Origin of the sequence: Mucilaginibacter frigoritolerans (assembly GCF_007830615.1) — a bacterium.
Classification (GTDB): domain Bacteria; phylum Bacteroidota; class Bacteroidia; order Sphingobacteriales; family Sphingobacteriaceae; genus Mucilaginibacter; species Mucilaginibacter frigoritolerans.
Genome location: NZ_VLLI01000003.1, coordinates 14,405 through 38,804 on the forward strand (window position 1 = coordinate 14,405; position 24,400 = coordinate 38,804).

Annotated in this window: 20 protein-coding genes; 8 read left to right on the forward strand and 12 right to left on the reverse strand. The window is 39.9% G+C overall.

The window, feature by feature from the left end; genetic code table 11:
• Positions 1-64: 64 nt before the first annotated feature.
• The 7 genes from JN11_RS05845 to JN11_RS05875 all read right to left on the reverse strand — a co-directional run bounded on the left by JN11_RS05845 (position 65) and on the right by JN11_RS05875 (position 12,631).
• A complete protein-coding gene (locus tag JN11_RS05845) occupies positions 65-2,518 on the reverse strand; it encodes a glycoside hydrolase family 31 protein (protein ID WP_144910574.1) in 2,454 nt (817 codons plus the stop codon).
• A gap of 120 nt (positions 2,519-2,638) precedes the next feature.
• Positions 2,639-4,003 (reverse strand): MFS transporter, encoded by a 1,365-nt coding sequence (locus tag JN11_RS05850; RefSeq protein WP_144910576.1) that lies wholly within the window; start codon positions 4,001-4,003, stop codon positions 2,639-2,641.
• Positions 4,004-4,236: 233 nt separating this feature from the next.
• Positions 4,237-5,958: an alpha-amylase family protein gene (locus JN11_RS05855; protein ID WP_144910578.1), complete on the reverse strand. Its 1,722-nt coding sequence runs from the start codon at positions 5,956-5,958 to the stop codon at positions 4,237-4,239.
• 19 nt (positions 5,959-5,977) lie between these two features.
• Positions 5,978-8,287: a glycoside hydrolase family 65 protein gene (locus tag JN11_RS05860; protein ID WP_144910580.1), complete on the reverse strand. Its 2,310-nt coding sequence runs from the start codon at positions 8,285-8,287 to the stop codon at positions 5,978-5,980.
• A gap of 167 nt (positions 8,288-8,454) precedes the next feature.
• Positions 8,455-9,105: a beta-phosphoglucomutase gene (pgmB, locus tag JN11_RS05865; RefSeq protein WP_144910582.1), complete on the reverse strand. Its 651-nt coding sequence runs from the start codon at positions 9,103-9,105 to the stop codon at positions 8,455-8,457.
• Positions 9,106-9,266: 161 nt separating this feature from the next.
• Positions 9,267-11,162 (reverse strand): glycoside hydrolase family 13 protein, encoded by a 1,896-nt coding sequence (locus JN11_RS05870; RefSeq protein WP_246138951.1) that lies wholly within the window; start codon positions 11,160-11,162, stop codon positions 9,267-9,269.
• A gap of 143 nt (positions 11,163-11,305) precedes the next feature.
• Positions 11,306-12,631, reverse strand: coding sequence for a S41 family peptidase (locus tag JN11_RS05875; RefSeq protein ID WP_144910585.1), 1,326 nt, complete (start codon positions 12,629-12,631; stop codon positions 11,306-11,308).
• Between the two features lie 364 nt (positions 12,632-12,995).
• On the opposite strand from JN11_RS05875, the gene JN11_RS05880 reads away from it, so the two are divergent.
• From JN11_RS05880 to JN11_RS05900, 5 genes are all read left to right on the forward strand, one after another.
• Positions 12,996-15,428 (forward strand): penicillin acylase family protein, encoded by a 2,433-nt coding sequence (locus JN11_RS05880; RefSeq protein WP_144910587.1) that lies wholly within the window; start codon positions 12,996-12,998, stop codon positions 15,426-15,428.
• Positions 15,429-15,467: 39 nt separating this feature from the next.
• Positions 15,468-15,806, forward strand: a complete 339-nt coding sequence (locus JN11_RS05885; protein WP_144910590.1) for a hypothetical protein — start codon at positions 15,468-15,470, stop codon at positions 15,804-15,806.
• A 12-nt stretch (positions 15,807-15,818) separates the two neighbouring features.
• A complete protein-coding gene (locus JN11_RS05890; RefSeq protein ID WP_144910592.1) occupies positions 15,819-16,691 on the forward strand; it encodes a DUF7003 family protein in 873 nt (290 codons plus the stop codon).
• 66 nt (positions 16,692-16,757) lie between these two features.
• A complete protein-coding gene (locus tag JN11_RS05895) occupies positions 16,758-17,258 on the forward strand; it encodes an RNA polymerase sigma factor (protein ID WP_144910595.1) in 501 nt (166 codons plus the stop codon).
• A gap of 11 nt (positions 17,259-17,269) precedes the next feature.
• Positions 17,270-17,941 (forward strand): hypothetical protein, encoded by a 672-nt coding sequence (locus JN11_RS05900; RefSeq protein ID WP_144910597.1) that lies wholly within the window; start codon positions 17,270-17,272, stop codon positions 17,939-17,941.
• A gap of 52 nt (positions 17,942-17,993) precedes the next feature.
• On the opposite strand, the gene JN11_RS05905 is transcribed toward JN11_RS05900, so the two are convergent.
• Complete coding sequence (locus tag JN11_RS05905; RefSeq protein ID WP_144910599.1) at positions 17,994-18,668, reverse strand: lipid-binding SYLF domain-containing protein; 675 nt, start codon at positions 18,666-18,668, stop codon at positions 17,994-17,996.
• Between the two features lie 72 nt (positions 18,669-18,740).
• Positions 18,741-19,223, reverse strand: a complete 483-nt coding sequence (locus tag JN11_RS05910; RefSeq protein WP_144910601.1) for a DUF1203 domain-containing protein — start codon at positions 19,221-19,223, stop codon at positions 18,741-18,743.
• A gap of 143 nt (positions 19,224-19,366) precedes the next feature.
• Between JN11_RS05910 and JN11_RS05915 the strand changes: the two genes are divergently transcribed.
• Both JN11_RS05915 and JN11_RS05920 read left to right on the forward strand, forming a co-directional pair.
• A complete protein-coding gene (locus JN11_RS05915) occupies positions 19,367-20,344 on the forward strand; it encodes a LuxE/PaaK family acyltransferase (protein ID WP_144910604.1) in 978 nt (325 codons plus the stop codon).
• 58 nt (positions 20,345-20,402) lie between these two features.
• Positions 20,403-21,038 (forward strand): PH domain-containing protein, encoded by a 636-nt coding sequence (locus tag JN11_RS05920; RefSeq protein WP_144910606.1) that lies wholly within the window; start codon positions 20,403-20,405, stop codon positions 21,036-21,038.
• Between the two features lie 73 nt (positions 21,039-21,111).
• Here JN11_RS05920 and JN11_RS05925 read toward each other — a convergent pair whose 3' ends face one another.
• Genes JN11_RS05925 through tyrS form a run of 3 tightly spaced genes read right to left on the reverse strand, consistent with a single transcriptional unit; the run spans position 21,112 to position 23,379 of the window.
• A complete protein-coding gene (locus tag JN11_RS05925; RefSeq protein ID WP_144910608.1) occupies positions 21,112-21,564 on the reverse strand; it encodes an RES family NAD+ phosphorylase in 453 nt (150 codons plus the stop codon).
• Positions 21,564-22,058 carry a type II RES/Xre toxin-antitoxin system antitoxin gene (gene parS / locus JN11_RS05930; protein ID WP_144910612.1) on the reverse strand — a complete coding sequence of 165 codons (495 nt, stop codon included), beginning with the start codon at positions 22,056-22,058 and terminating at the stop codon, positions 21,564-21,566. Before parS ends, JN11_RS05925 begins: the two co-directional genes overlap by 1 nt.
• Positions 22,059-22,095: 37 nt before the next feature.
• Positions 22,096-23,379 (reverse strand): tyrosine--tRNA ligase, encoded by a 1,284-nt coding sequence (tyrS, locus tag JN11_RS05935; protein ID WP_144910615.1) that lies wholly within the window; start codon positions 23,377-23,379, stop codon positions 22,096-22,098.
• 242 nt (positions 23,380-23,621) lie between these two features.
• Between tyrS and JN11_RS05940 the strand changes: the two genes are divergently transcribed.
• Positions 23,622-24,293, forward strand: a complete 672-nt coding sequence (locus JN11_RS05940) for a hypothetical protein (RefSeq protein ID WP_144910618.1) — start codon at positions 23,622-23,624, stop codon at positions 24,291-24,293.
• The last annotated feature ends 107 nt before the right edge of the window (positions 24,294-24,400 follow it).

A 24,400-nucleotide genomic window follows, 5' to 3' on the forward strand; every position in this document is an offset into this window, starting at 1 on the left:
TCTATAGCGATGGGTTTAAAACCCATCGCTATGAAAAATCTATCGTTAAGAAACGCCTAGTCCCCTACCCCAATATTTCAATCTGCTTAAAGTTTTTGGTGAATTTAAACTCCAGGCAATTATTATCATCAATGCTATAAGGTATATCTTTACCATCGGCCAATATTTTTGACGGCGTAAACGGAATGCCGATAACGTTGAAATGATAACTTTCATACCTCGGCGTGTATAAACCATCCAGACTTTGTTGAAGCGTTAAAACTGATGGTTTACCGCTTACCACAAATTTCTTTTCGAGGTAAATATCCTGTTCGTAGGCAAAGGTTTCACCATAATCCTCAAAAAGGAAAGAGTTAACTTCGTAATTACTGTAATAGATATTAAGCTTTACTTCTTCAATTTCTTTCTCACCTACATATTGCATTACCGGATATTCTGGAATTACCGAACCTGCTTTAATAAATAGCGGGATAGTTTCCAGCGGCGTAGGCACTTCAATTTCCTTACCACCATCTATTAGCTCATACGTCCAGAAATTATACCATTTACCTTTTGGCAAATATACTGTGCGGCTCAGCTGCCCCGGCTCCAATACCGGGCAAACCAGTATTTTATCGCCATAGGTAAATTCATCCTGGCGGAAATGATTGCTGATCTCTTCTTGCTCCTGCATTACTACCGGCCTCAAAATAGGGAAGCCATAGCGATGATGCTCCCAAAAAGTAGAATATAAGTACGGCAGTAAGCGGTAACGTAACTCAATAAATTTCCGGTTTATAGCGGTAAAAGGTTCCCCAAAGCTCCATGGCTCACGCTCCTTGGTATCACCTGCAGAATGCGCCCGCATAAATGGCGAAAAAGTGCCCATTTGTATCCAGCGGGTAAATAACTCGCCATCCGGCTCTCCGCTAAAACCACCTATATCTGTACCGCAAAATGATATACCTGATATCGATAAACGCTGGCATTGTATATTCCCTAACTTTAAATGTTCCCAGGTAGCCACATTATCACCCGTCCAAACAGACGAAAAACGTTGCACACCCGAGTAACCCGCCCTGGTAATGGTAAAAGGGCGCTTATTCTTCATTATTTTACGCAAACCTTCGTACGTTGCACGTACCATTTGCATACCGTAAATATTGTGTGCCTTTCTGTGTGATCCACGATGCCCGTCATATTGGTGGCGCACGTCATCAGGAAAAGTACCTGCACCAAATACGGCAGGTTCATTCATATCATTCCATACCCCGGCTACACCCATTTGTACAAGCTCATCAAACAGGCCTGCCCACCATTCGCGCACTTCAGGGTTGGTAAAATCAGGAAACTGGCAACGGCCCGGCCAAACGTGACCCTCCATAAAGTAATCATCACTCCGCCGACAGAAATACCGATTCTTTTTTCCCTCCTTAAATACCGAATAATTATCATCAACCCTTATTCCAGGGTCAATAATTACTACTGTTTTAAAACCATCAGCGGCCAGCTCTTTGATCATCCTTTTGGGGTCAGGAAAATACTTCCTGTTCCAGGTAAAACATCGGTACCCGTCCATATAATCAATGTCCAGGTAAATGCCATCACAAGGAATCTTGTTTTCGCGGAAACCATTGGTGATTTTTTTCACTTTTGCTTCCGGATAATAACTCCATCTGCATTGGTGGTAGCCCAATGCCCAAAGGGGTGGCATTGGATGTGTACCTGTTAAAAGGTGGTAACTTTTAACCACGTCCATCATGTGCGGACCATGGATATAGTAATATTGTAATTCGCCGCCATCTGCCCAAAAACTGGTTTTGGTAGGGTCTTCAGCACCGAAGTCAAAATGAGCTTTAAAGGTATTATCGAAAAATATACCGTGTGCTATACCTTCATTTAAACTGATGTAAAAGGGTATGCTCCGGTACAATGGATCCTGGTTCCAGGCAAAAGAATAAGCATCGGTATTCCAATTCACTAATCTTTTTCCGCGCAGGTTTAGCTCTGTAGGTTTATCACCCAGGCCGAAAAAGCTTTCTTCGCTATCGCAGGTTTTAGTGCAAAACACATAGTATCCGCCAAAAGCCACGTTTTCTTCCCAGTGCATCGGCACTGCATCTGTACTGGTAATATGCCCCTCAGCATCAGAAAATGAAATAAAAAAATCCTTTTTACGGATATGACAGTTTACAACACCTGTTGATACCCGAAACTCCTCTTCATCTTCAGTTAACTTAAAAACAACAGCTTTTTGCTCAATTTTGGGTACTGCGTAAGAAAATTCTTCCAGAAAAACACTGTGGGGGGCTAATCTTACCCGTATAATTTCGTCAGTAATAACTACTACTTCAACTTTGGCATCCCCATCGGTAAAATAAAACTTATTACCCTGCTGATCTGCATTGTTAGGTACCCCAAGATATTTTTTGATGATCGGCTTTATGCCATCAGCAGGATTATTGAGGTGATGAAACTCTTCTTCCTCTTCAATCAGCTTGCTAGTTACCAGCTCCGGGTTTAGTATATTCTCTTCCATTCAAAACAATTAATCGCTTTCACAAAAGTACAGTGTGTATCTTTTACGCAATATACAATATTCCGGTTTATATTAAAACACATTTAGCCAAAAGTCTTTGGGTGGAATCTTTACATTAAATCAGGCAGTTTCTATGATCTGAATATCCTTGCCGTCCTGAACAAATAACACCGAAATTGCTGCTAAAAACATAAATATACCGGCCATTATCAACCCGTAAATTGCCTGACTGTGAAATAAGTACTTTATTATTAAGCTGCCGGTAAGACTGTTTACTATTTGGGGAAACGTAATAAAGAAGTTAAATAAACCCATATATAACCCTATTTTTTTTGCCGGTATTGAACTTGATAATATTGCATATGGCATAGCCAGGATGCTTCCCCAGGCCAGGCCAACCCCAATCATAGACAGGAGCAGCAAATATTGATTTTGTATAAAAAATATAGATATTAAACCGATGCCACCCATTGTTAGTGAAAAAGCATGTGTTTTTTTACGATTGAATTTTTTTACAATAAACGGCAATGACAACGCATAAACTGCCGATACTGCATTATAAATCCCAAACATTTTGCCTACCCAATCACTAGCTACTGAATATTGGTGCGATGAGGTATCACTTGCTGGCAAATGATAAACATGCGCCGCAACTGCAGAGGTAGTAAAAACCCACATAGAAAAAAGGGCGAACCACGAGAAAAATTGAACCACCCCCAACTGCCTCATTGTTTTTGGCATATTTGTCAAATCATAAAAAAACGCTGATATACCGCTTTTTTTAGCAACTTCTTTATCCGGCTCATGGAATTTAGCATATTCTTCCGGCGGATATTCTTTTGTTTTTATCACCGTCCATAGTATACAACCGATCAGCACAAGGCCGCCGGCGTAAAAGGAGTATAAGAGATTGTTAGGTACAATTCCTTTGGGCGCAACATCAGATATATGAAACCATTCCGCCAAAACTGACGGTAGAAATGAGCCCATAATTGCCCCTACTCCTATAAGGCAAGTTTGCAATGAAAACCCTGTGTTATGCTGGCTGTCTGGTAAATTATCGGCCACTAATGCCCTAAAAGGCTCCATGGCGACGTTGAAGGAAGCATCCATCAGCATGAGCATACCGGCGCCAACAATAATTGGAGGAATTAGAAACGCAAGTCCGGAAGAATTAGGTAAAAAGCAGAGCGCCAAACCTGATAAAATTGCCCCTGTTAAAAAATATGGCCTGCGGCGACCAAGCCTATTCCATGTCCGATCGCTGTAATGACCAATAATAGGTTGAATGATCATACCCGTCAGCGGTGCTGCTAGCCAAAACCAGGATAAATTATCAACCTTAGCGCCAAATTTTAACAAAATGCTGCTTGCGTAGCCCGTTTGCAGTGCAAAACCAAACTGAATCCCTAAAAAGCCGAAGCTCATGTTCCAGATCTGCCAAAAACTCATTTTCGGTTTTTGCAGAATGCCTTGTGTTGCCATAATTTATAATTGGTTCAATAGTTTATTGGTTCATCATCAAATCTCAACCCGTCATGCCGTCCGCCAACTGGCGGATCGGCACCCCACGGGACAAGCAGATAGCAAGGTTTACACTTAGCAAGCGGACTTCCAAGTGTAAACTAAGCAAGTGAAGTGCCGATCCGCCAGTTGGCGGACGGCATGACGTTTTTTTCACCCTACCCTTGTCATTTTACTTTCGCATCCCCTTGTGTTTAAAATTCAAGCAACATTCCACTCATTGCGGATAGTATTACAGGCAGGCCGTTGTTAACGTTTTCTGTATTATATTTTGCACCGTTCAACAGATCGGTAAACTCCACGTGTCCGCTTAAATTAAATAATCTGAGCAGATCATCCGGCAATTTAATGCTGATGGTATTTTCGGTACGATTAAAATTGGTTATTACTAATATACGCTGATTGCCGGTATAACGCAGAAAGATATATAAGCGCTGGTTAAACCCGTTTTGATGCTCATTGGCCAGCATCAACTCATAAAACAAGCCATCGTTTAAAGCTTCGTTTTTATTTACGGCATTGAGCAAGCGGCTATAAAACTGACGCAGTTTTTGTTGACTTTCAGATAATTGCCCGCCATCAAATTGCCCGTTGTTTAACCATTTCTGATACTCAGGCACGCCCCAGTAATCAAATATGGTAGTACGGCCGTCATCACCACTAAAGCCCTCATTACCGCCCGCTGGCTCACCTACTTCCTGACCAGAATAAATCATTACCGGCCCGGTAGATAGCGTTGCCGTAACAATCATACCCGGCACTGCCAGCCATGCATCACCTGCAAAATAGTGGGAGGCTATACGCTGCTCATCGTGGTTTTCCATAAAGCGCAGCATATGCTGATCAATACCGCGGCAATCGTTGTTCCACACGCTGTTAATGTCCCAGGTGGTACCGTTATATTCATTGCGGGTAAGCCGTTTTATGGAATCGTAAAGGCCAACCTTATCATACAAATAATCAAACTTACCTTTAAACAAATATTTACCGTAAAGGCTCACATTATAAGCTTCGCCAATAAATATCAGGTCAGGGTATTTTTCTTTTACCTTCGGGATAACCCATCCCCAAAACTCAATGGGTACCATTTCCACCATATCGCAGCGGAAACCATCCACACCTTTATTACTCCAGAAAATTAAAATATCATAAATCTTATTCCACAATGGCGGAATCGGGTCAAAATGCAATGAATGGCCTCCCTGGTAATCAACCCCATAATTTAGTTTGATGGTTTCGAACCAATCGTTTAAGGATGGCGATGAGCTAAACACGTCATTACCGGTAGCTTTGGCCGGATTTTCATTAAAACTACCACTTTTAAGCGTGCTTTTAAAGTCATAGCCCCCAGGATTGTACCCCGATGGAACGATAAAAGGCTGGCCCGGGATATAATAGAAGTCATTTTGTGTGCTAAAAGCTTTCGTTTTATCATCATCCTGGCCTATGTCGCGTACCCCGGCGGGCTTAACGTCTGATGCATAAGTGCGGGCAACATGGTTAGGCACCAGGTCCATGATTACTTTAAGTCCATTAGCATGCGAACGTTGAATGAGTGATTCATATTCGCCCATCCGGTTTTTCACATCCATAGCTAAATCGGGATCAACATCATAATAATCCTTTATAGCATACGGCGAACCTGCGCGGCCCTTCACTACATCCGGATCATCGGGCGTTATACCATACTGGGAATAATCCGTCATGGTAGCATGTTCCACCACACCTGTATACCAAACATGGGTAAAACCCATGTTTTTTATTTCCCGTAAAGCCTTATCGTTAATATCATTAAACTTACCAACCCCATTTTCTTCAATAGAACCGTACGTTTTATTTACCGTTTTCGTATTGCCGAACAAACGCGGCAACAACTGGTAAATGATCAGTTTGTGGTTGGCTGGTGATGGATTCATATTTATTTTAAAAAAGCGATTAAGCTTCTACCAGTAGTTGGTGATTTGCTTTTACCAGTTGCGGTTTACCGTAAACCAATACAGTAGTTTCTTTACCCGATAGGTTTTTTAGCTGCACTCCTTGCGCACTCACCTTAATATTTAAAATAGCGCCTCTAAAACCAACATTAAAAGAGAATGATTTCCATTTCCCTGGTAAAAACGGCTGGAACGAAAGTTTATCTTCGCGTACCCGCATCCCGCCAAAACCTTCTACAACAGACATCCAGGTGCCTGCCATGGAGGTGATATGACAACCATCTTCGGTATCGTTATTATAATCATCCAGATCCAAACGAGAGGTACGCAAGTAAAACTCGTAAGCACGTGCTTCATCGCCCAGCTTAGCAGCTAAAATAGAATGCACACAGGGTGAAAGTGATGACTCATGTACCGTACGCGGCTCATAAAAATCAAAGTTGCGGCGAATGGTTTCTATATCGTACTGATCTTCAAAAAAGTAAATCCCCTGCAAAACATCAGCCTGTTTAATATAGCACGAACGCAAGATCCTGTCCCAGCTCCATTTTTGGTTGATAGGACGCTCACTTGCCGGTAAATCTTTAACCAGAATCTGTTCTTTATCCAGATAGCCATCCTGCTGCAAAAACACATGCTCCTTTTCATCATAAGGATAATACATTTTGGCAATGATATCCTTAAACCTGGCCGTTTCTTCAGCTTCTTTAAAGTTTATTTTGCTGATTAACGCTGCATATTTTGCAGGTTCGGCAGCTTTTACTTTATCAGCAATTTCAATGGTATATTTCATGCACCAGGTAGCCAGCGTGCTGGTATACCAGTTGTTATTGATGTTGTTTTCGTACTCATTTGGCCCGGTTACGCCCAGCATCACATACTGCTGCTTATCAGCCGACCAGTTAACCCTTTGCGACCAGAAGCGCGCTATGGCAATTAATACCTCCAACCCGTAATCGGCCAGATAGGCTTCATCCGCAGTATAACGTACATAGTTAAATATCGCATAGGCAATGGCACCATTACGATGGATCTCTTCAAAAGTAATTTCCCACTCGTTATGGCATTCGGTACCATCCATGGTTACCATGGGGTATAAAGCTGCACCATTGTTAAAGCCCAATAGTTTGGCATTATCAATGGCTTTGCCCAATTGTTTATATCGGTACAACAACAGGTTACGGGTAACTTTCTGATCAGCGGTTGAGAGATAAAAAGGCACACAATAAGCCTCCGTATCCCAATAGGTTGAACCTCCGTACTTTTCGCCTGTAAATCCTTTAGGACCGATGTTTAAACGATCGTCCTCGCCAGTGTAAGTTTGATTTAATTGGAAGATATTAAAACGGATAGCCTGTTGAGCTGCGGCATCTCCTTCAATAATAATATCGTTATGTTTCCATTTGGCAGCCCAGGCATGGGCTTGCTCGGTCAGCATGGTATCAAAACCTTTAGCGCTGATGCGCACCAGTGTCTGCTTCACTTTTGCCGCTAAATCGGCGGCATTGTAATTTTGAGACGAAAGGTTGGCCGCATATTTAATAATGCTGATACTCTCGCCCTCTTTTGCCTGCAATTCAATTTTTGAGGCAATATATTTTTCTTTTTGGATAGATTGCGCCGAGGTGCTTACTACTTTTCCATTTTGCACAAAGCTGAACTCCTGCCCTGTTGTTACCTCAAAACCTGTTTTTTTGGTACGCATTTGTAGGTAGCCCCCAGTTGCCCAGGTTTCTTTTTTTACTTCATCCCAAAACTTCTCGTCGTAGTTGGAATCTTTGTTAACTATATCACCATCAATAAATGGCGTAATGGTCAATAAGCCACCGAAGTTTATTGGCGTAATGGTATATTTTATAGCTCCTGCTTCATCATCAGCCATACTGCAAAAGCGTATCGCTTCTACCTTTACAACTTTTCCGACAGCGGTTTTAGCGGTGAAACTGCGTTCCAGGTATCCTTTTTTCATGTTCAGCTCGCGATAAAAATCGCTTACCTCACATTTGGCAAGGTCCAGTTGTTCGCCATCAAGTAAAATATCTATTCCTATCCAATTGGCGGCATTTAGCACCTTGGCAAAATATTCGGGATACCCATTTTTCCACCATCCTACGCGGGTTTTATCCGGATAATACACTCCGGCAACGTAATTGCCCTGCAAGGTTTCACCACTGTATGTCTCTTCAAAATTGGCCCGTTGCCCCATACGGCCGTTACCTAAACTGAAAATACTTTCGGATACTTTATTATGATGCGGATTAAAGCCCCGTTCTATAATTCTCCATTCATCAACTTCAATATAGTCCTTCATTGTTGGCCCCCTCTAAATCTCCCCCGGTAGGGGAGACTTTTTAAATCCTCTGGGTTGGGAGGTTTTATAATCTTAAAAAATATCAAATAAAAACATCCTTTTTCTTTAAGTTCCTCTTTAATATTAGAATTCTTAAAGCCCTCCCTTCCGGGGAGGGTTGGGTGGGGCTATAGTGCCCTCAATTTTTCTAAACTCATTTCATTTAAGCCGGGCACCACCATATCAGCCTCGGTTAATACCTGCGGCGATCCAATACCAACGGCTTTCATGCCGCCATTTTTAGCTGCCTCAATACCGGCTATCGCATCTTCAAACACCACGCACTTATCTGGTTTTACATTTACCGCTTCGGCACCTTTTAAAAACACTTCAGGATCTGGCTTTGCTTTGCTTACTTTATTACCATCAATAATAGCATCAAACAAGTGGGTTAAATTAATTTTCTCCAATATAGTCATGGAGTTTTTACTTGCCGAACCCAGTGCCGTTTTTAAGCCCGCTGCTCTGCAGGTTTCCAAAAATTCTTTAGCTCCTGGTAAAATTTCAGCAGGCGTCATATGGCTTATCATTTCCACATACCATTCGTTCTTTTTGGTTGCCAATACTTCCTGCTCGGCTTCGGTTTTGGTAACATGTCCCCACTCCAATATCAGTTGCAAAGAACGAACGCGGCTTACGCCTTTTAGTTTTTCATTATCCTCTTCCGTAAAATCAAACCCCAGTTCGTTGGCTAATCGTTTCCAGGCTTTATAATGATAAACCGCCGTGTCAACAATTACACCGTCGAGGTCAAAAATACAGGCTTTAATATTACTCATTTTAATTTCCAGTCAGTTTTAATTCTTTAGCTATTAGCTTATTACTAACGGCAATTTTTAGTCAATTATATCATTAATCATTCAAATACTGATACTATTACGAAAAATATTGTTTTAATATAACTCAGGGATAACATCTTTTTCCGCTTGTAAAAATATTCTTATTCTAACTCCAGCACGAGCGTTGACTTTTCCGGGATGGTTAGCTTAGCCAGGTCAATCACTTCATCGGTGATAATATTTTTTGCCTTTTTTGCTGCTTTAATTCTTTCGGCATACCTGTCTGTAGCGGTGCTTTGTTCTTTATCACTGCTGTTGTAAACAACCATTACCGTTTTTTTATCATCATACCTAAAGTACACATAAATACCATTTTCAGGAATGTACTGCATTAACTTACCTGTTTGCAAAGCAGTGGTATTTTTACGGTAGTTAGCCAGTTTACGTACATAATTAAATGCATCATTTTCTGCCGCAGTACGACCTGCAGCAACGAACTTGTTTACAGTATCAGCCTTCCACCCTCCTTGAAAATCAGCACGCACCAAACCATCCGGATTGGAAAAGTTTTTCATCAGTATCTCATCACCATAATACATTTGCGGCACGCCTCGCATGGTCATCAGCATAGCAATGCCTGATTTGTATTTGTTTATATCTTCGCCCACAACAGAAAGGAAGCGGCTCATATCATGGTTATCTAAAAATATAGTGTTTTTGGTAGCATCCTTGTACAAAAAGTCCTGCGCCATAACAGAGTATAAACGGTTTACCCCATCAGTCCAGCCTTCTTTTCCGTTCAGGGCTTCATAAACAGCTTCTTTCCAAACGCCATCCGTTACACCCGGCAAATGGGTATCAAAGCCACGGTTTACGGTATTGCCTTCAGTAAAAAATGCCTGGTTGGCTGCCGACCATACCAAGGTTTCACCAAATATGGACAGATGCGGAAATTCTGCTCTTACATCAAGCGCCCATTTAGCCATGTATTCCGGATCATTATAGGGGTAGGTGTCCAAACGGAAACCGTCAACACCTGCATATTCAACCCACCAGATATGGTTTTGGGTTAAATAGTTTTGTACATACGGATTGTTTTCGTTCATATCAGCCATGCGATGATCAAACCAGCCATCCAGCATTTGCTTACGATCTGCCGGGGAAACATGCGGATCCATCACAGCAGCGTCCCTGAAGTTTGATTTAGTATAAGTGGGCCATTGATGCACCCAGCTTTTCATCGGCATATCTTTAATGGTATAGCCCTCGGTGCCGGCATGGTTATGTACCAGATCCATCACCACTTTAAGGCCCATTCTATGGCATTTCTCTACAAACTTTTTGTAAAGTTCATTCGAACCATAACGGCGGTCAACTCTATAATGATCTGTTACTGCATATCCATGATAAGATGCATTGGGTTCGTCATTCTCTACAGCAGGTGTTAACCAGATAGCAGTTACGCCTAAATCTTTCAGATAATCCAGGTGATCCATGATGCCCTGTAAATCGCCACCATGGCGGCTATACATTTTGGCGCGGTTTATTCCTTGCTCAAGCATACCCGGGATGGAATCGTTAGACGGATCACCATTTGAAAATCGATCGGGCATGATGAGATAGATCAGGTCTTTACTGGTTACGCCTTGTGCCCGGTTGGTTGCATGATCTTTTCCCTTCAGTTCATAATTATAAACCAAAGGTTTTTTTCCGCCTTCGGTAAACTTTATCGGGAACGTTCCCGGAACTGCGCTTGAAAAAATGCGCAAATCGACGAATAAGTAATCTGGGTTTTCAACTTTGTGTACTGCAACCAGCTTCACTCCGGGATAGTTTAAAGCTACTTCGCGCGATGAAATATGATCGCCATGAACAATCAGTTGCAGATCCGGATTGTGCATCCCTGTCCACCAAAACATGGGTTCTACGCGTTCCAGGGCAGGAATTTGCGCTGAGGAAGCCAGTGCAGTTAGCATGCAACAGGCTGCAAAAAATAAAAACTTTTTCATTTCAGAATCTTTCAGGATATAATTGGCGCGGTTGTATGTTCTCCTCATTAACCGCGGTTCAAATTTATAATAAAAATGATTTTTTTTATGAAAAAGTAAAAAGAGATTAAACAGGCTATTTAATTCATTCCGAACTACCGTTCTTTCAATTATTAAACAGCCTGTTTTTAACAAGTAAAACTCATAGCCTACTATTGTCTTTTGTAATTACCCAAAAAACCGTCATCGGTAGAAATAACCAATTCGGTGGCATTCCCAGCTTCACTTTTATTAAATTGCAGTTTAATATTTTCCATACCCTCTAACTTAAACGTATCTGCAGACAGTGCAATTAATTTTGTTTTTATGATGCCCTGTTTGGTGTAGTAAAGCGATCCATTTTTCAACGTTATTATTCTTCCTGCATAATTTCCGGTATATAATTTTATCCTTGCAGTATCTGTTCTATAAGCATGCATATGGCCGGTTAACATATCTCGCGCCCATGTGAGGCTTTTAATCTTGTCCTGATCTTTTGAATGATCGATCTGATAATTAAAATAAAGCAACGTTGCTTCGTCTAACGCGCTGTCGGCAGCTATCTGCACATCCGGTTTAACCCCAACAGCTTCCCAATTCTTTTTTGTAACGGGGTTTACTGCCCTGGCATACGGTATATTTCCAATAAAGCCATTACTTATAGCTATTGGCCTTACCGGATGCGCTCCCCCACCCGTAGTTTCGCCAACAATAATTACCCGATTTAAGCTTTGCAGATCATAAGAAAACTCTTCACCCCCTGAAAAAGTGCGTCCGCTTACCAAAACATACACCGGTAAGGATGAAAAAGTTGAAGAATAAATAGCCGGAGTTGTCCAGAACTGATCGGTTTTATTGGTTCGCCTTTCATAAAGGTCATTCAAATGTGTACGATCTTTAAATAAATAATTACAGATGTACTGAACCATTGCAGGGTCGCCCCCACCGTTTTGCCGCAAATCAAAAATCAATGCATCAACATTCTTCAATACTGCAAATACGGCATCAACAGTTGATTTGGAATTAGTATCAACACTAAAAAATCTGTCGAAGTAAACGTAACCGATGTTTCCATTCAGGATTTCCACTTTTTTAAATCCATAATTTTGCCGGGCAGCTAATTGCTCATCATGCCTTTGCCGTTCAACGTCCCCATTGTGCGATGTGTCTTTTAACATATTTTCAAAACGCGGATCAAACTGAATGGCCAAATGCTTGTCATTATAAATATAATGCACATCGGCATTTAAGGCTTGTGCAAATTCGGCCGGATTAGTAATACCTTTATATGCTCCGTCTTTTAAACGTTTATGAATATATGCACTCATTTTTAAAGCGGTATCCTTATAAACGTAAGTGCTCAGTAACGATGCTGATAAACTGTCGGTCACTGCTAAACGGATCGCTGCCGTTATTGGAGGCGCGGGTGCTTGCGCAAATAAGCTGCCGGATAGGCTGCAAAACAGGCTTAAAGAAAAAAATATTTTAAAGTGTTTCATAAAATTGTTTTTGATTTAGACAGGAATAACGCAATGTACGAATATATTCGTACATTAAACAATAATTAATTTAAAATAAAATTTTCTAATGTTGCTCTAATGTGGTAATTATTGTACATTCGTAAATACCTTATAGAAAGGATATTAAACCAATATGGACCATACGATTACACATTTAATGCTTTTAGCAATAATTTTAACGTTGTTCTATATTTATTTTTCCCAAAAACGCGTTAAAAAACCACCCGAAGAATAATTTAACCCAATCTGCATTAAGCATGATATAGTTTCATTAAAACCTTCTTTATCCGGCTTCAAATTAATTCTGTTTTTCTTATCTTGCCTAAATAAACAATTCCCCCTCATGAAGTTTATTAAAGCGCTGCTCTCAATTGCCCTAACTGCATTATTGATATGGGCATTGGATTGCAAATTCGGAGAAATTCCGCCGATAGGTGCATTCCTGAATCCTTCAACAGGTTTCTGGCAAAATGCCGAAAGCAAACATACCCTCGCAACCGAGAACTTAAAACTCCCTGGTTTACTGGATAAAGTTATCATCAGGTATGATGACAACCACATACCGCATATCTTCGCCAAAAATGATCATGACCTGTATTATGCCCAGGGATTTGTTACCGCCCGCGACAGGCTTTGGGAAATGGACATTCAAACCCGTGAAGCCTCAGGCAGACTATCGGAAATAATAGGTTCCAAAACTTTAGATCTTGACCGCTATCACCGCCGAATGGGCATGGTTTATGGCGCCGAAAACACGTTAAAAGGCATAATGGCTAACCCGGTAACCCGCGTAATGGTTAACGCTTATACCGATGGGGTAAATAGTTATATCCATCAATTAGCACCCAAAGATTACCCGATAGAGTTTAAATTACTTGATTATGAGCCCGAAGAATGGAAGCCCATCAATTGCGCTTACCTGCTTAAGCTAATGTCGGAAACGCTTGCAGGCGGCTCGGATCAATTTGCCATGACCAATAACTTAAAACGCTTTGGCATAAAAGATGTAAACGATCTTTTCCCTGATTATCCTTTTCACGAAGACCCTATAATTCCTGTAGGCACCAAATGGGACTTTAAACCCCTGCCTACCCCAAAACCTTCAGCCGGTTTTATAGCCCAAATGACAGAAGGTATCCAAACCAAAGAAATAACTCCGGGTGTTGGCAGTAATAACTGGGCCATCAGTGGCAGCAAATCAGCAACAGGTTACCCTATACTGGCTAATGATCCGCATTTAAACTTAACATTCCCATCTATTTGGTATCAGGTGCAACTATCATCACCAACAGTAAATGTTAATGGTGTTTCATTGCCCGGTGCGCCTTGTATCATCATCGGTTATAACCAAAGCATCAGCTGGGGCGTTACCAATGTTGATGCCGATGTAATGGATTGGTACCAGGTTAAATTTAAAGACAATACCAAAAACGAATATTGGTATAACAACCAATGGAACAAAGTACAGAAACGAGTGGAAGTGATTAAGGTACTTAATCAAAAAGATATAGTTGATACTGTTCTGTATACCCACCAGGGCCCTGTGGTTTATGAAACTACTGATAAAAAACCGGCAAAAGGAAGCGAAAATATCCCGGTTGGAAATGCCCTGAGATGGATTGCACATGATGAATCGGACGAGTTTATGTGTTTCCACCTTTTAAACAGGGGTAAAAACTATGCTGATTACCGCAAGGCACTAACCTATTTTACTGCACCTGCACAAAATTTCATTTTTGCCAGTAACGATAAAGATATTGCCATTACCCCCAACGGAAAGTTCCCATTAAAATTTAAGGATCAGGGTAAATTTATATTGGATGGCAGCGATCCGGCCAACGATTGGCAGGGATGGATCCCGGCCGACCAAAATCCTACCGTCAAAAATCCGCTACGTGGCTTTGTCAGTTCAGCTAATCAGTCATCAACCGATCCATCGTATCCTTACTATATCAACTGGCGATTTGAACAATACTATCGCGGCAAGCGCATTAATGATAAACTGTCGGTCATGAAAAATGCCACTGTTGATAGCATGCGTAGAATGCAGATGGATAACTACAGCATATTGGCGCAGGATATTTTGCCTGGCATGCTCAAATATCTGGATACAACTAAAATGACCGCCGAGCAAATCAATGCTTTTCATATTGTTAAAATATGGGATAAGCACTATGCGGTAAATTCAATTGGTGCAACTATTTTTGATGACTGGTGGTACAATTTCTATAATGAAGTTTGGGGCGATAAATTTGATATTAAAGGCACTTACCTCAAATATCCATCTTATGATCGTACCGAAAAACTACTCTTAACCGAGCCCAATTCAAAATGGTTTGACAACAGCACAACACCCGCAAAAGAAACATGTGCAGATATTGTTGCTCAGTCCTTTTACAATTCTGTAAATGAATTGGTACACAAACATGGCAAACCGGGGCCAAAATGGCAATGGGGGCTTATCAAACAAACCTATGTTAATCACCTGGCCAACTTACCCGGTTTCGGGACAGGTATTTTCGCTGCCGGAGGCAGAGGTGGTGTAATTAATGCCCTGCGCAATGGCAACGGCCCATCATGGCGTATGGTAGTTCAAATGGGCCCCAATGTAAAAGGCTATGGCGTTTTCCCCGGCGGTGAATCGGGCAATCCGGGTAGTTTTTATTACAACGATATGTTTAACACCTGGAAAAATGGTGAGTTGAATGAGTTATTGTTTTTACGTTCGGCTACAGAGCCATCCGTAAGGGTAAAAACTACGCTAGTTTTAAATTAAAGATCAGATAAACACTAAGAAATTTATAAAAGAGATTATATGTTATTTTTAATCATATTGATATTATCCTTTGCCAGTGGTTATTTTTTACCATGGTGGGTGGTAGCCATAGCTGCATTTTTAGCTGCATTTTTTATCGGCAAAACCCCGACCCAATCCTTTTGGTCGGGCTTTTCAGCTGTATTTATCGTTTGGACAGTGCTGGCACTATTTAAAAGTATCCCAAATGATCATATACTGGCCAGCCGGGTAGTGCAACTATTCCCCCTACCCCATAACTGGATTTGGCTGCTGCTAATAACTGCACTTATTGGCGGTATCGTTGGCGGGATGGCGGCCCTATCAGGTGTGTTGTTGAAACGGGCATTTGCTAAGTAAGTGTTGCCATTTATGCTGTCTGAAAATGAAATATTAGCTACACTGGACAATAGCAATCATTCCGGAGATTATTCACACTTTATCCAGTTAGGACACCCATATTCTTATTTAATTGATTGTCGTTTAAATATTTTCCGCAATGATGATCAATGGGCAATTGTTGCCGAAAGATTGGGATATAGTGAAAGATGCGGTGCAATTGAGCTGGAGATTGATTACTTTGGAAACTGCCTTCAAAATCTGGAACAATATAACGGTCAATATACAAATAACTATACTTTATACCCTGTTGATCAAGATAGTTTCGATAAAACAACCGATGGCTTTAGTTTGTATACAGATGCGGGTTATTGGATTGTAGGTGGCAAAAAGGTTTCAATAAGCACCAATATACAGGATTATATTGACAATAAAATTGAACTATGTGAGTACGAAGCTGGTGAAATAACGTTGGTGGAGGCTGCAAGATTATCAATAATTAATTATGCCCATTTATTCAGAGCAACCGAGGATGCGTTGTATAAGTCGCTTCCCAAAAGTCTTAAAAAAGTATTAGTCCTGGATGAATGGTTTCATAAGGATTTTATTGAGATCCCCATATCACCATTTGAATCCGATGAGCAAATAAAGCAGGTTTTCGATTTTAATAAACAACTAACAGGTCTTGAAGGGATAGACTTTGAAACGTTTAAAAGTATCACTAAAAATCAGGATGTTAATAAGAGTAAATTAAACGAACAGGAATGGATCAACAATAGACCAAGCTCTTATGAAACCTGGCAGCAATTAGCCAGGGTAATTGCTACTGGCGACCAATCCTTTTACAAGCCTTCGCTTTTGCCTAATACCCATTGGAAAAACTGGCCTGAATCTGGAAGTCTGTAATAAATATTTTTAAGCCTATGTGATTTTTCTCCACTCTCTGCGAATAATAGTGTAAACAATAAGACAATGCAGCAGCAGGCTCAAAAAGATCAGTTTATCTACCTTATTCAGCAAAATAAAAAACTTATTTTCAAAGTTTGCAATGCTTATTGCCATAATCCGGAGGATCGGAAGGATCTTGTACAGGAAATAATTATCCATTTATGGCAATCCTTTCATAAGTACGATAATCGATTTAAGCTATCCACCTGGATGTATCGCATTGCCATTAATACTGCTATATCCCATTATCGAGCATCAAGCAAAAAACAAAAAGTCACCGTATCCATTCATGATAGCCTTATTGATATTGCTGATGAAACCAACGTAGAACTTGATGAGAATATAAAATTATTATATCACTTTATTAATCAGTTTAATGATCTCAACAAGGCCTTGATGATCCTTTACCTTGATAACAATAGCTATAAGGACATTGCCGAAATTCTAGGCATATCAGAAACCAATGTAGCCACCAAAGTAAACAGGCTCAAACTGCAACTCAAACAACAATTTAAAAAACTTTAAAAATTAACGATATGGAACTAGATGAATTAAAAGATATGTGGAGCGATTACGACAAAAAACTGGACAAAAGTTTAAAGCTGAACATTCAGCTCTTAAGAAAAATCAACCTGGACAAGGCGAAAAACAAATTGCGCAAACTCATGATATTTAAATTGATGGAAATGTTCATCCTTGCAGGTATAATTATTTTCCTGGTAAGCTTTATAGCCGATAATATTACAAGCCCTCAATTCAGTATTTCAGCAGGCATTTTTGCTTTTTTTGCCTTGATGGGATTCATTTCCAACGTAAAACAAGTTGCCATAATGATGCAGTTACAAGGCGGCTATACAGAAGCCGTTGCACCATTGCAAAGGAAGATAGAACTGCTAAAATTACTGATTGTTAAATATGTAAAATACGCGCTGCTTTCTATTCCGTTTTTTCCAATCTGGATGATATTGATCACCAAAATTTTGTTCAATTATGACATTTACAGCAACAGTATGAGAAACTGGTGGCTGGCAAATATTTGCGTAAGCATAGCGCTTATACCATTGGTATGGTGGGTATTTAAGCAGCTAAGTAAAAATGAGATCAGCAGGTTTTGGGTTAAAAACTTTCTGGAAGGCTCCGGCTGGAAACAAGCCGAGGCCGCCCGCGCATTTCTAACCGAAATAGATGATTTTGAACGCGATATATAACAACAAAGCACGGACGTAACTGCCCGTGCTTTGTCTTTTTTAAGCGAAATGATTACATCGCCTTTAATGTTGTTTTCAATGTTTTAACAACCTCAGTACTGCTTTTGCCCGATGCAAAAATATCTTCTGAGCTAATGTCTGATCCGTAGAAAGCAGCATTTGCTTTTTTGTCGATCCCTAAGTTTGACCCGTTAATACTAATGCCGGCAAATAAACCACGACTGCGCGAATAAGAATAAACTTCCGCTTCCAGCTTATAATCAGTATTTGCTGAAGTACTGCGACCAACCGGACCTGCGGCTGCAGAAGCATCGCCACCTATGGTAAAATCGCCATCTTTCACTTTTGTCAGCACACCTTTATGACGGAATACCAGTACCAGATCAACCGACTGAACACCAATTTGAAAACCTATGCTGCCACCAGTTAAAGTAACAAATACAGGATCGCTCCAGCTACCATCTTCTAATTTTATCATGGCTATGCCCCTTCCCCGTTTACCGCCAACAACAAAGCCTGCATTAATTAAATTAGGTACTATAACAATTCCCTCGCACTGAGCAATCAAGTCGTGTGGAATTGACTCTTTCATTTTGCTGAAGTCTTTCAACACACCTATGGCGCTATTTACTTTCTCTGTTTCTTTACTACCATCAATTGTGGCCGATGCCATAACAAAAAGGATGCTTAATAAAACCGGAACTATTACAAATCTTAACTTTTTCATGGCTTGTTACTATATAATTATCATTTTAAGAACGCCAAAAATAGTTAGTTGTTTTTAATAAAAGCTACCAAACTAATGCACCCGTTCAATTTTACAAATAAAACAGCAAGCCTGTGCATTGCGGGCGTGCAAGTAGGCTATATCAGCATTTTGTTCAAATATTTCCGGTATCAGCTCATCAATGTCATCATCTCCCACTAAGCGCGTAAAAACCATTTGCTGTTCCTGGTTATAGCCAATTAACGATATCGGGAAACTCTTTTTATTAGCTTTTATTTCCGGTGGAAAGCGGTAAACGTCATTATATTCTTCTACGTCATCACTGTTAATAAATACCGGGCCGGGTTGGTTATAGGCATTATTCAATTCAAAAGGGCTATGCGTTAATAATAAACGTTTATCAATACCTTTTTCAAACGGCTTTAATGAAACCCTGCATGGGCCCAATCCTGTAGCTATCTTTTCCGTTACTTCATGATCAAAATCATCCGCCATAGTTGATCTGATCTTTTGTGCATACGCCCTTGAAATGGGTACTATTTTAAATTTGTTCATATTATTGATGTTTTAATTCTTCAAACTTCAGCATAAAAGCAAGCTCATAAAACCCGGATCTTGCTGACATTTAATTGTAATTCTATCACCTCCTATCGCTTACAGCCAAGCAAACAATTACACATTTACTTATCTTTGTGCCAATGAACAAACAGCAGGTATTTTCCATCAAAACAGAACAACAGTTTAGCGATACAGCACTGCAAATTTTTAAGTACCAAGCTAAAAACTGTCCTGTTTACCATGAATTTATTCAAGGTTTAAAAATTGATACCGAAAGCGTAACAGAGGTAAAGCAAATTCCTTTTTTACCCATTGAATTTTTCAAATCCCATAAAGTTTTAAGTTCTGATAAACCCATTGAAGTTACCTTCACCAGTTCAGGTACCACCGGAATTATCACCAGCAGCCACCATATTACAGATGTAAGCTGGTATACCGAAAGTTTCAGATCGGCGTTTAATTTATTTTATGGCGATATTGAAAAGTACACCATACTCGCTTTACTACCGGCCTATTTAGAGCGGGAAGGATCATCACTGATTTATATGGCTGATGATCTTATCAAACAATCAAAAAATCCGGATAGTGGCTTCTTTTTATACAATCACGAAGAGTTATTTCATCAGCTTAAAAAACAGCAAAACGCAAAAAAGCCTACCCTGCTAATAGGAGTAACCTTTGCACTGCTTGATTTTATAGAAAACTACACCTTAAATTTTCCTGAACTGATAGTTATGGAAACAGGCGGCATGAAAGGGCGTAGAAAAGAAATGATCCGTGAAGAATTACATGACCAATTATGTAGGGGATTCGGTGTTGATGCCATCCATTCGGAATACGGCATGACCGAATTACTCTCGCAAGCTTACTCAAATGGCGTCAGCATTTTCAATTGCCCACCCTGGATGAAGATCATTACCCGGGATACCAATGACCCGATGAGTTTATTGGATAATAATAAAGCGGGCGGCATCAATATAATTGACCTGGCCAATATTAATTCATGCTCATTTATTGCTACGCAAGATCTTGGCAGGGTATATGCTGACAGTTCGTTTGAAGTATTGGGACGATTTGACAATTCGGATATCCGCGGATGTAATTTACTGATCGCGTAAAACTTAAATCAAACTAATATATTATTACTTATTTTTGTAGATATCATAAAGCACTACCATGATTGAGAAATTTTTGCACGACGAACAGGACCCGAAAGCAGTTGAAAAAGTATATCAGCGCCTTAATGATTTGCTTACTACCGGAGAAGAAATAATTTACATAGCTGTACAAAAAAAACCGCTGGTTAACCTATTTCCTGATTGTGTAGCGCTTACCAGTAAACGCGTTTTGTTTTTTACTGCAGCCAACCTGGGCCTCACCATAAAATTTGTTGATTTTGTGTGGAAGGATATTGTGGATGTTTATACTAAAGAAGAAATAATAGGCGCTATTTTTAGTGTCAGGACTACTAATGATACCGAAATGGGTGTTGATTACCTGCCAAAGGTACAAGCCCGCAAATTATATCAATATGCACAAGAGCGCAAGGAAGCTGAACGCGAAGGCCGCCGCCTGCGCGATCTGGAAGAAAAACGTGCAGAATCAGGAGCTATACAGTTTGAAAAAACAGCCGCTGTTGTTGCTCAACCACCGGTTACCCCCGAGCCTGTTCATACACCAGTGGCTCAGGAAGTTCAAAAACCTGATGAGCTAACTGAGAAACTAAAAAAACTAAAGATGTTGTTTGATAATGGCCTTATCTCACAGGAAGATTACAACCACAAAAAGATGGAATTTCTGAGTGAGTTATAGTAGTTGATTGGTTCATCAGCTCACTGGTTCATTAGTCTTTAATGGTATGAATAACTAATTACTTAATGACCAACTAAACAAGTCTTTCATCAAAATTAAAAGCCTGCTTGTTTAAGATTTTCACTTTCTTTATATCTTTATGAAGAGGATTAAGCAGGTAGTTAAATTCCAGCGGAACAACTGCCGATGGTAATTGTAACATTAAATGATCCTGCTTTTTCAAAAATGCATCACCCAATTGCTTTAAGGCAAGCGGTGGCGAAATAGCCTTCCAGTTACCAGGTAAATCCTCCGGACTAATAACGGCAAAACTGTTATCCGGCACTTCAATTTCAACCAAGCAAAAGTCATTTGGAATCAATAATGGAGGCAAGTGAACCAGCACTTCCAGCATGGCTAATGAGCACGATGAGGCAACATAAACTGCCGACCGGCCCTCACTGTTCCATCTGCCGCCATATAAACGGGCCCCAGTACCGCTCAAATCATCGGCATAAATACATTTGGCAATACGATAAAGTACCATCAGGCAAAAATACCGTGCTCAATACGGCCAAGCTCCCTAAAAACCATATCAAAACCTGCAGAAGTATCTAATAAAGATACTGGGGCTTCGCCGTTAAAAATAAGACTTGGAGATTTAACCCATTTTTTAAACTTATCCATTGAGCCAAATACTTCGGCCCCACGGGTGTATAAACGAGCAAGCTCTACTGCTTTTTCGGCATATTCAGTTTTGATGATATCATCATCATTGTAACGCTGTAATGTGCGCTCGGATATATGCAAAATACCGGCTAACTCCTGGATATTTAAAGATATTTTTTTTGCCAGGTTAAGCAAAACATGCTTTGGGAAACCCTCACGCGCAATCCTGATGATGTCAAAATCATTAGAAATAATAAGTGGTTTGGCGCCTCCAAGCAAATTATAAAATGGGTTTAATGAACCTGCTGTAACATAGGCCACCATAGGTTCATTAACTTTATCTGCTTCGATATGCTTTTTACTATACGACATTTATCCAAAAATAAATACTTTTTGTCGTATTTTGAAATTATTCTGCAATAATTAAGAAATAATTCTTCTTGCCTTTCTGGGCTACCAGGTATTTCCCGTTGATTAAAGCATCTACGCTATAACTATCATCAGCCGAAGCAATTTTAACTTTATTGATGGCTGTGCCACCACCTTGTATCATCTTTTTAGCTTCCCCCTTAGATGGGAATACCGCCGTATGTGATGCTAATAAGTCAACTACATTAAGTCCGGCTTGTAAATCGCTAAGTTTAATGGTAAAATTGGGTACGCCTTCAAATAATCCTAACACTTCGGCGTCATTCAATTCATTTAAAAACTCAATGCCGATGTTACCAAATAAAAACTCTGACGATTTAATCGCTTTTTCATATTCAGCTTCGCCATGCACCCTTATCGTAATATCCTTTGCTAAAGCTTTTTGTAATACCCGTGTATGTGGAGCTGCATCCTGCTCAGCTTCTAAGCTTTCAATAATTTCCTTTTCAAAAAGGGTAAATATCCTGATATATGATTTGGCATCTTCATCACTGGTATTTAACCAAAACTGATAAAATTTATATGGAGATGTTTTTTCAGCATCCAGCCATATGTTTCCGCCTTCAGTTTTACCAAATTTGGTTCCATCAGCCTTTTTAATTAATTGTGTGGTTAAAGCATAAGCTTCTCCCGCGTCCTTACGACGGATCAGTTCAGTACCGGTAACAATATTTCCCCATTGATCTGAACCGCCCATTTGCAATACACAATTATGATTTTTCCACAAGTAATAAAAGTCATAGCCCTGCACCAACTGATAGGTAAACTCCGTAAATGACATCCCTGTATCGCCATTGATACGGTTTTTAACCGAATCTTTAGCCATCATATAATTTACGGTGATATGCTTACCTACATCACGGATAAAATTCAAAAAGGTGAAGTCTTTAAACCAATCGTAGTTGTTTACCATTTGGGCACTATTGGCACCACTATCAAAGTCTAAAAACCTTTCCAGTTGACTTTTTATGCCCTGCAAATTATGCTGTAAGGTATCTTCTGATAATAAATTACGCTCTGCCGATTTCCCCGACGGATCGCCGACCATACCTGTGGCACCGCCAATCAAAGCAAAAGGCTTATGGCCCGCACGTTGAAAATGAATGAGGCTCATAATTTGAGCAAGACTACCTACATGCAGTGAATCAGCAGTAGGGTCAAAGCCGATATAGCCCGATACCATTCCTTTATTTAATATATCTTCGGTGCCTGGCATTATATCATGCAGCATACCCCGCCAGCGTAGTTCTTCAACAAAATTCATTGTATGTTCAATTTCAATCCCGATAGTTATCAGGGACGGCAAAGATAAAAGAAAAATTTTGTGCACATGATTTGATTTTCCTGGCTGTATATAATATCACTCTTTTTTATGGATAGATTCCAAACTAACCATATAACTAATTGATATTAAATATAATACACAAATTACCACTTCAGATTTTCAACTTTAACGCAAAATTTTTCGTAAATTGATCAAAACGGGGTATTTTGCAAAAAAGCGTTATGAATTTTCTATCACACTTTTATTTTGACCGCAATACTGATAACTGCTACTTTATATTGGGTACAGTATTGCCCGATCTTTTAAAAAATGCTGATAAAACCATCATTATTCATCCCGAAAAATTAAAGCACCCGAATCCTGAGGTTAACTCCATTATACAGGGATGGAATAAGCATCTGGATGTTGACCGCTATTTTCATTCGTCCGAGTTTTTCATCACTCATTCACATCAGCTTAAAAAATTACTGCTGCCAGCCATAGAAGGTTCACCTGTAAAACCTTTCTTTTTGGGGCATATTGCGCTTGAGTTGATATTGGATAACCTGCTACTAACCACCAAAAACGTAACTGCCGATGGATTTTATGATCATCTTAATGGCTGCAAACAAGCCGTAGTGAATGAATTTTTATTAGCCGCCGGCCTAAAAGAAACCGCCGTATTTTTTAAGTTTTATGAAGATTTTAAAAAAAGCCGCTACCTGTATAGTTATTCACAAACTAAGGAAATAGCTTACGCGCTTAAACGGATCTGCATGCGGGTATGGAAAGATCCTTTTACCCCGCAAAACGAGGCCATGATGAATGATGTATTAATAACTTACAGAACCACCTTACTAAATGATTTCACCTCCATTTTTGATGAAATTGAAATAAAATTAATGGCTGCTTAAGTAACAATTTAAGGATACTTAACATGTCATCAGTTGTTTTAGCTGGCATTTCAATGAAAAACGGTCAAAATCAGATAAATATCTCCTCTTTATACCAAATAATTTTT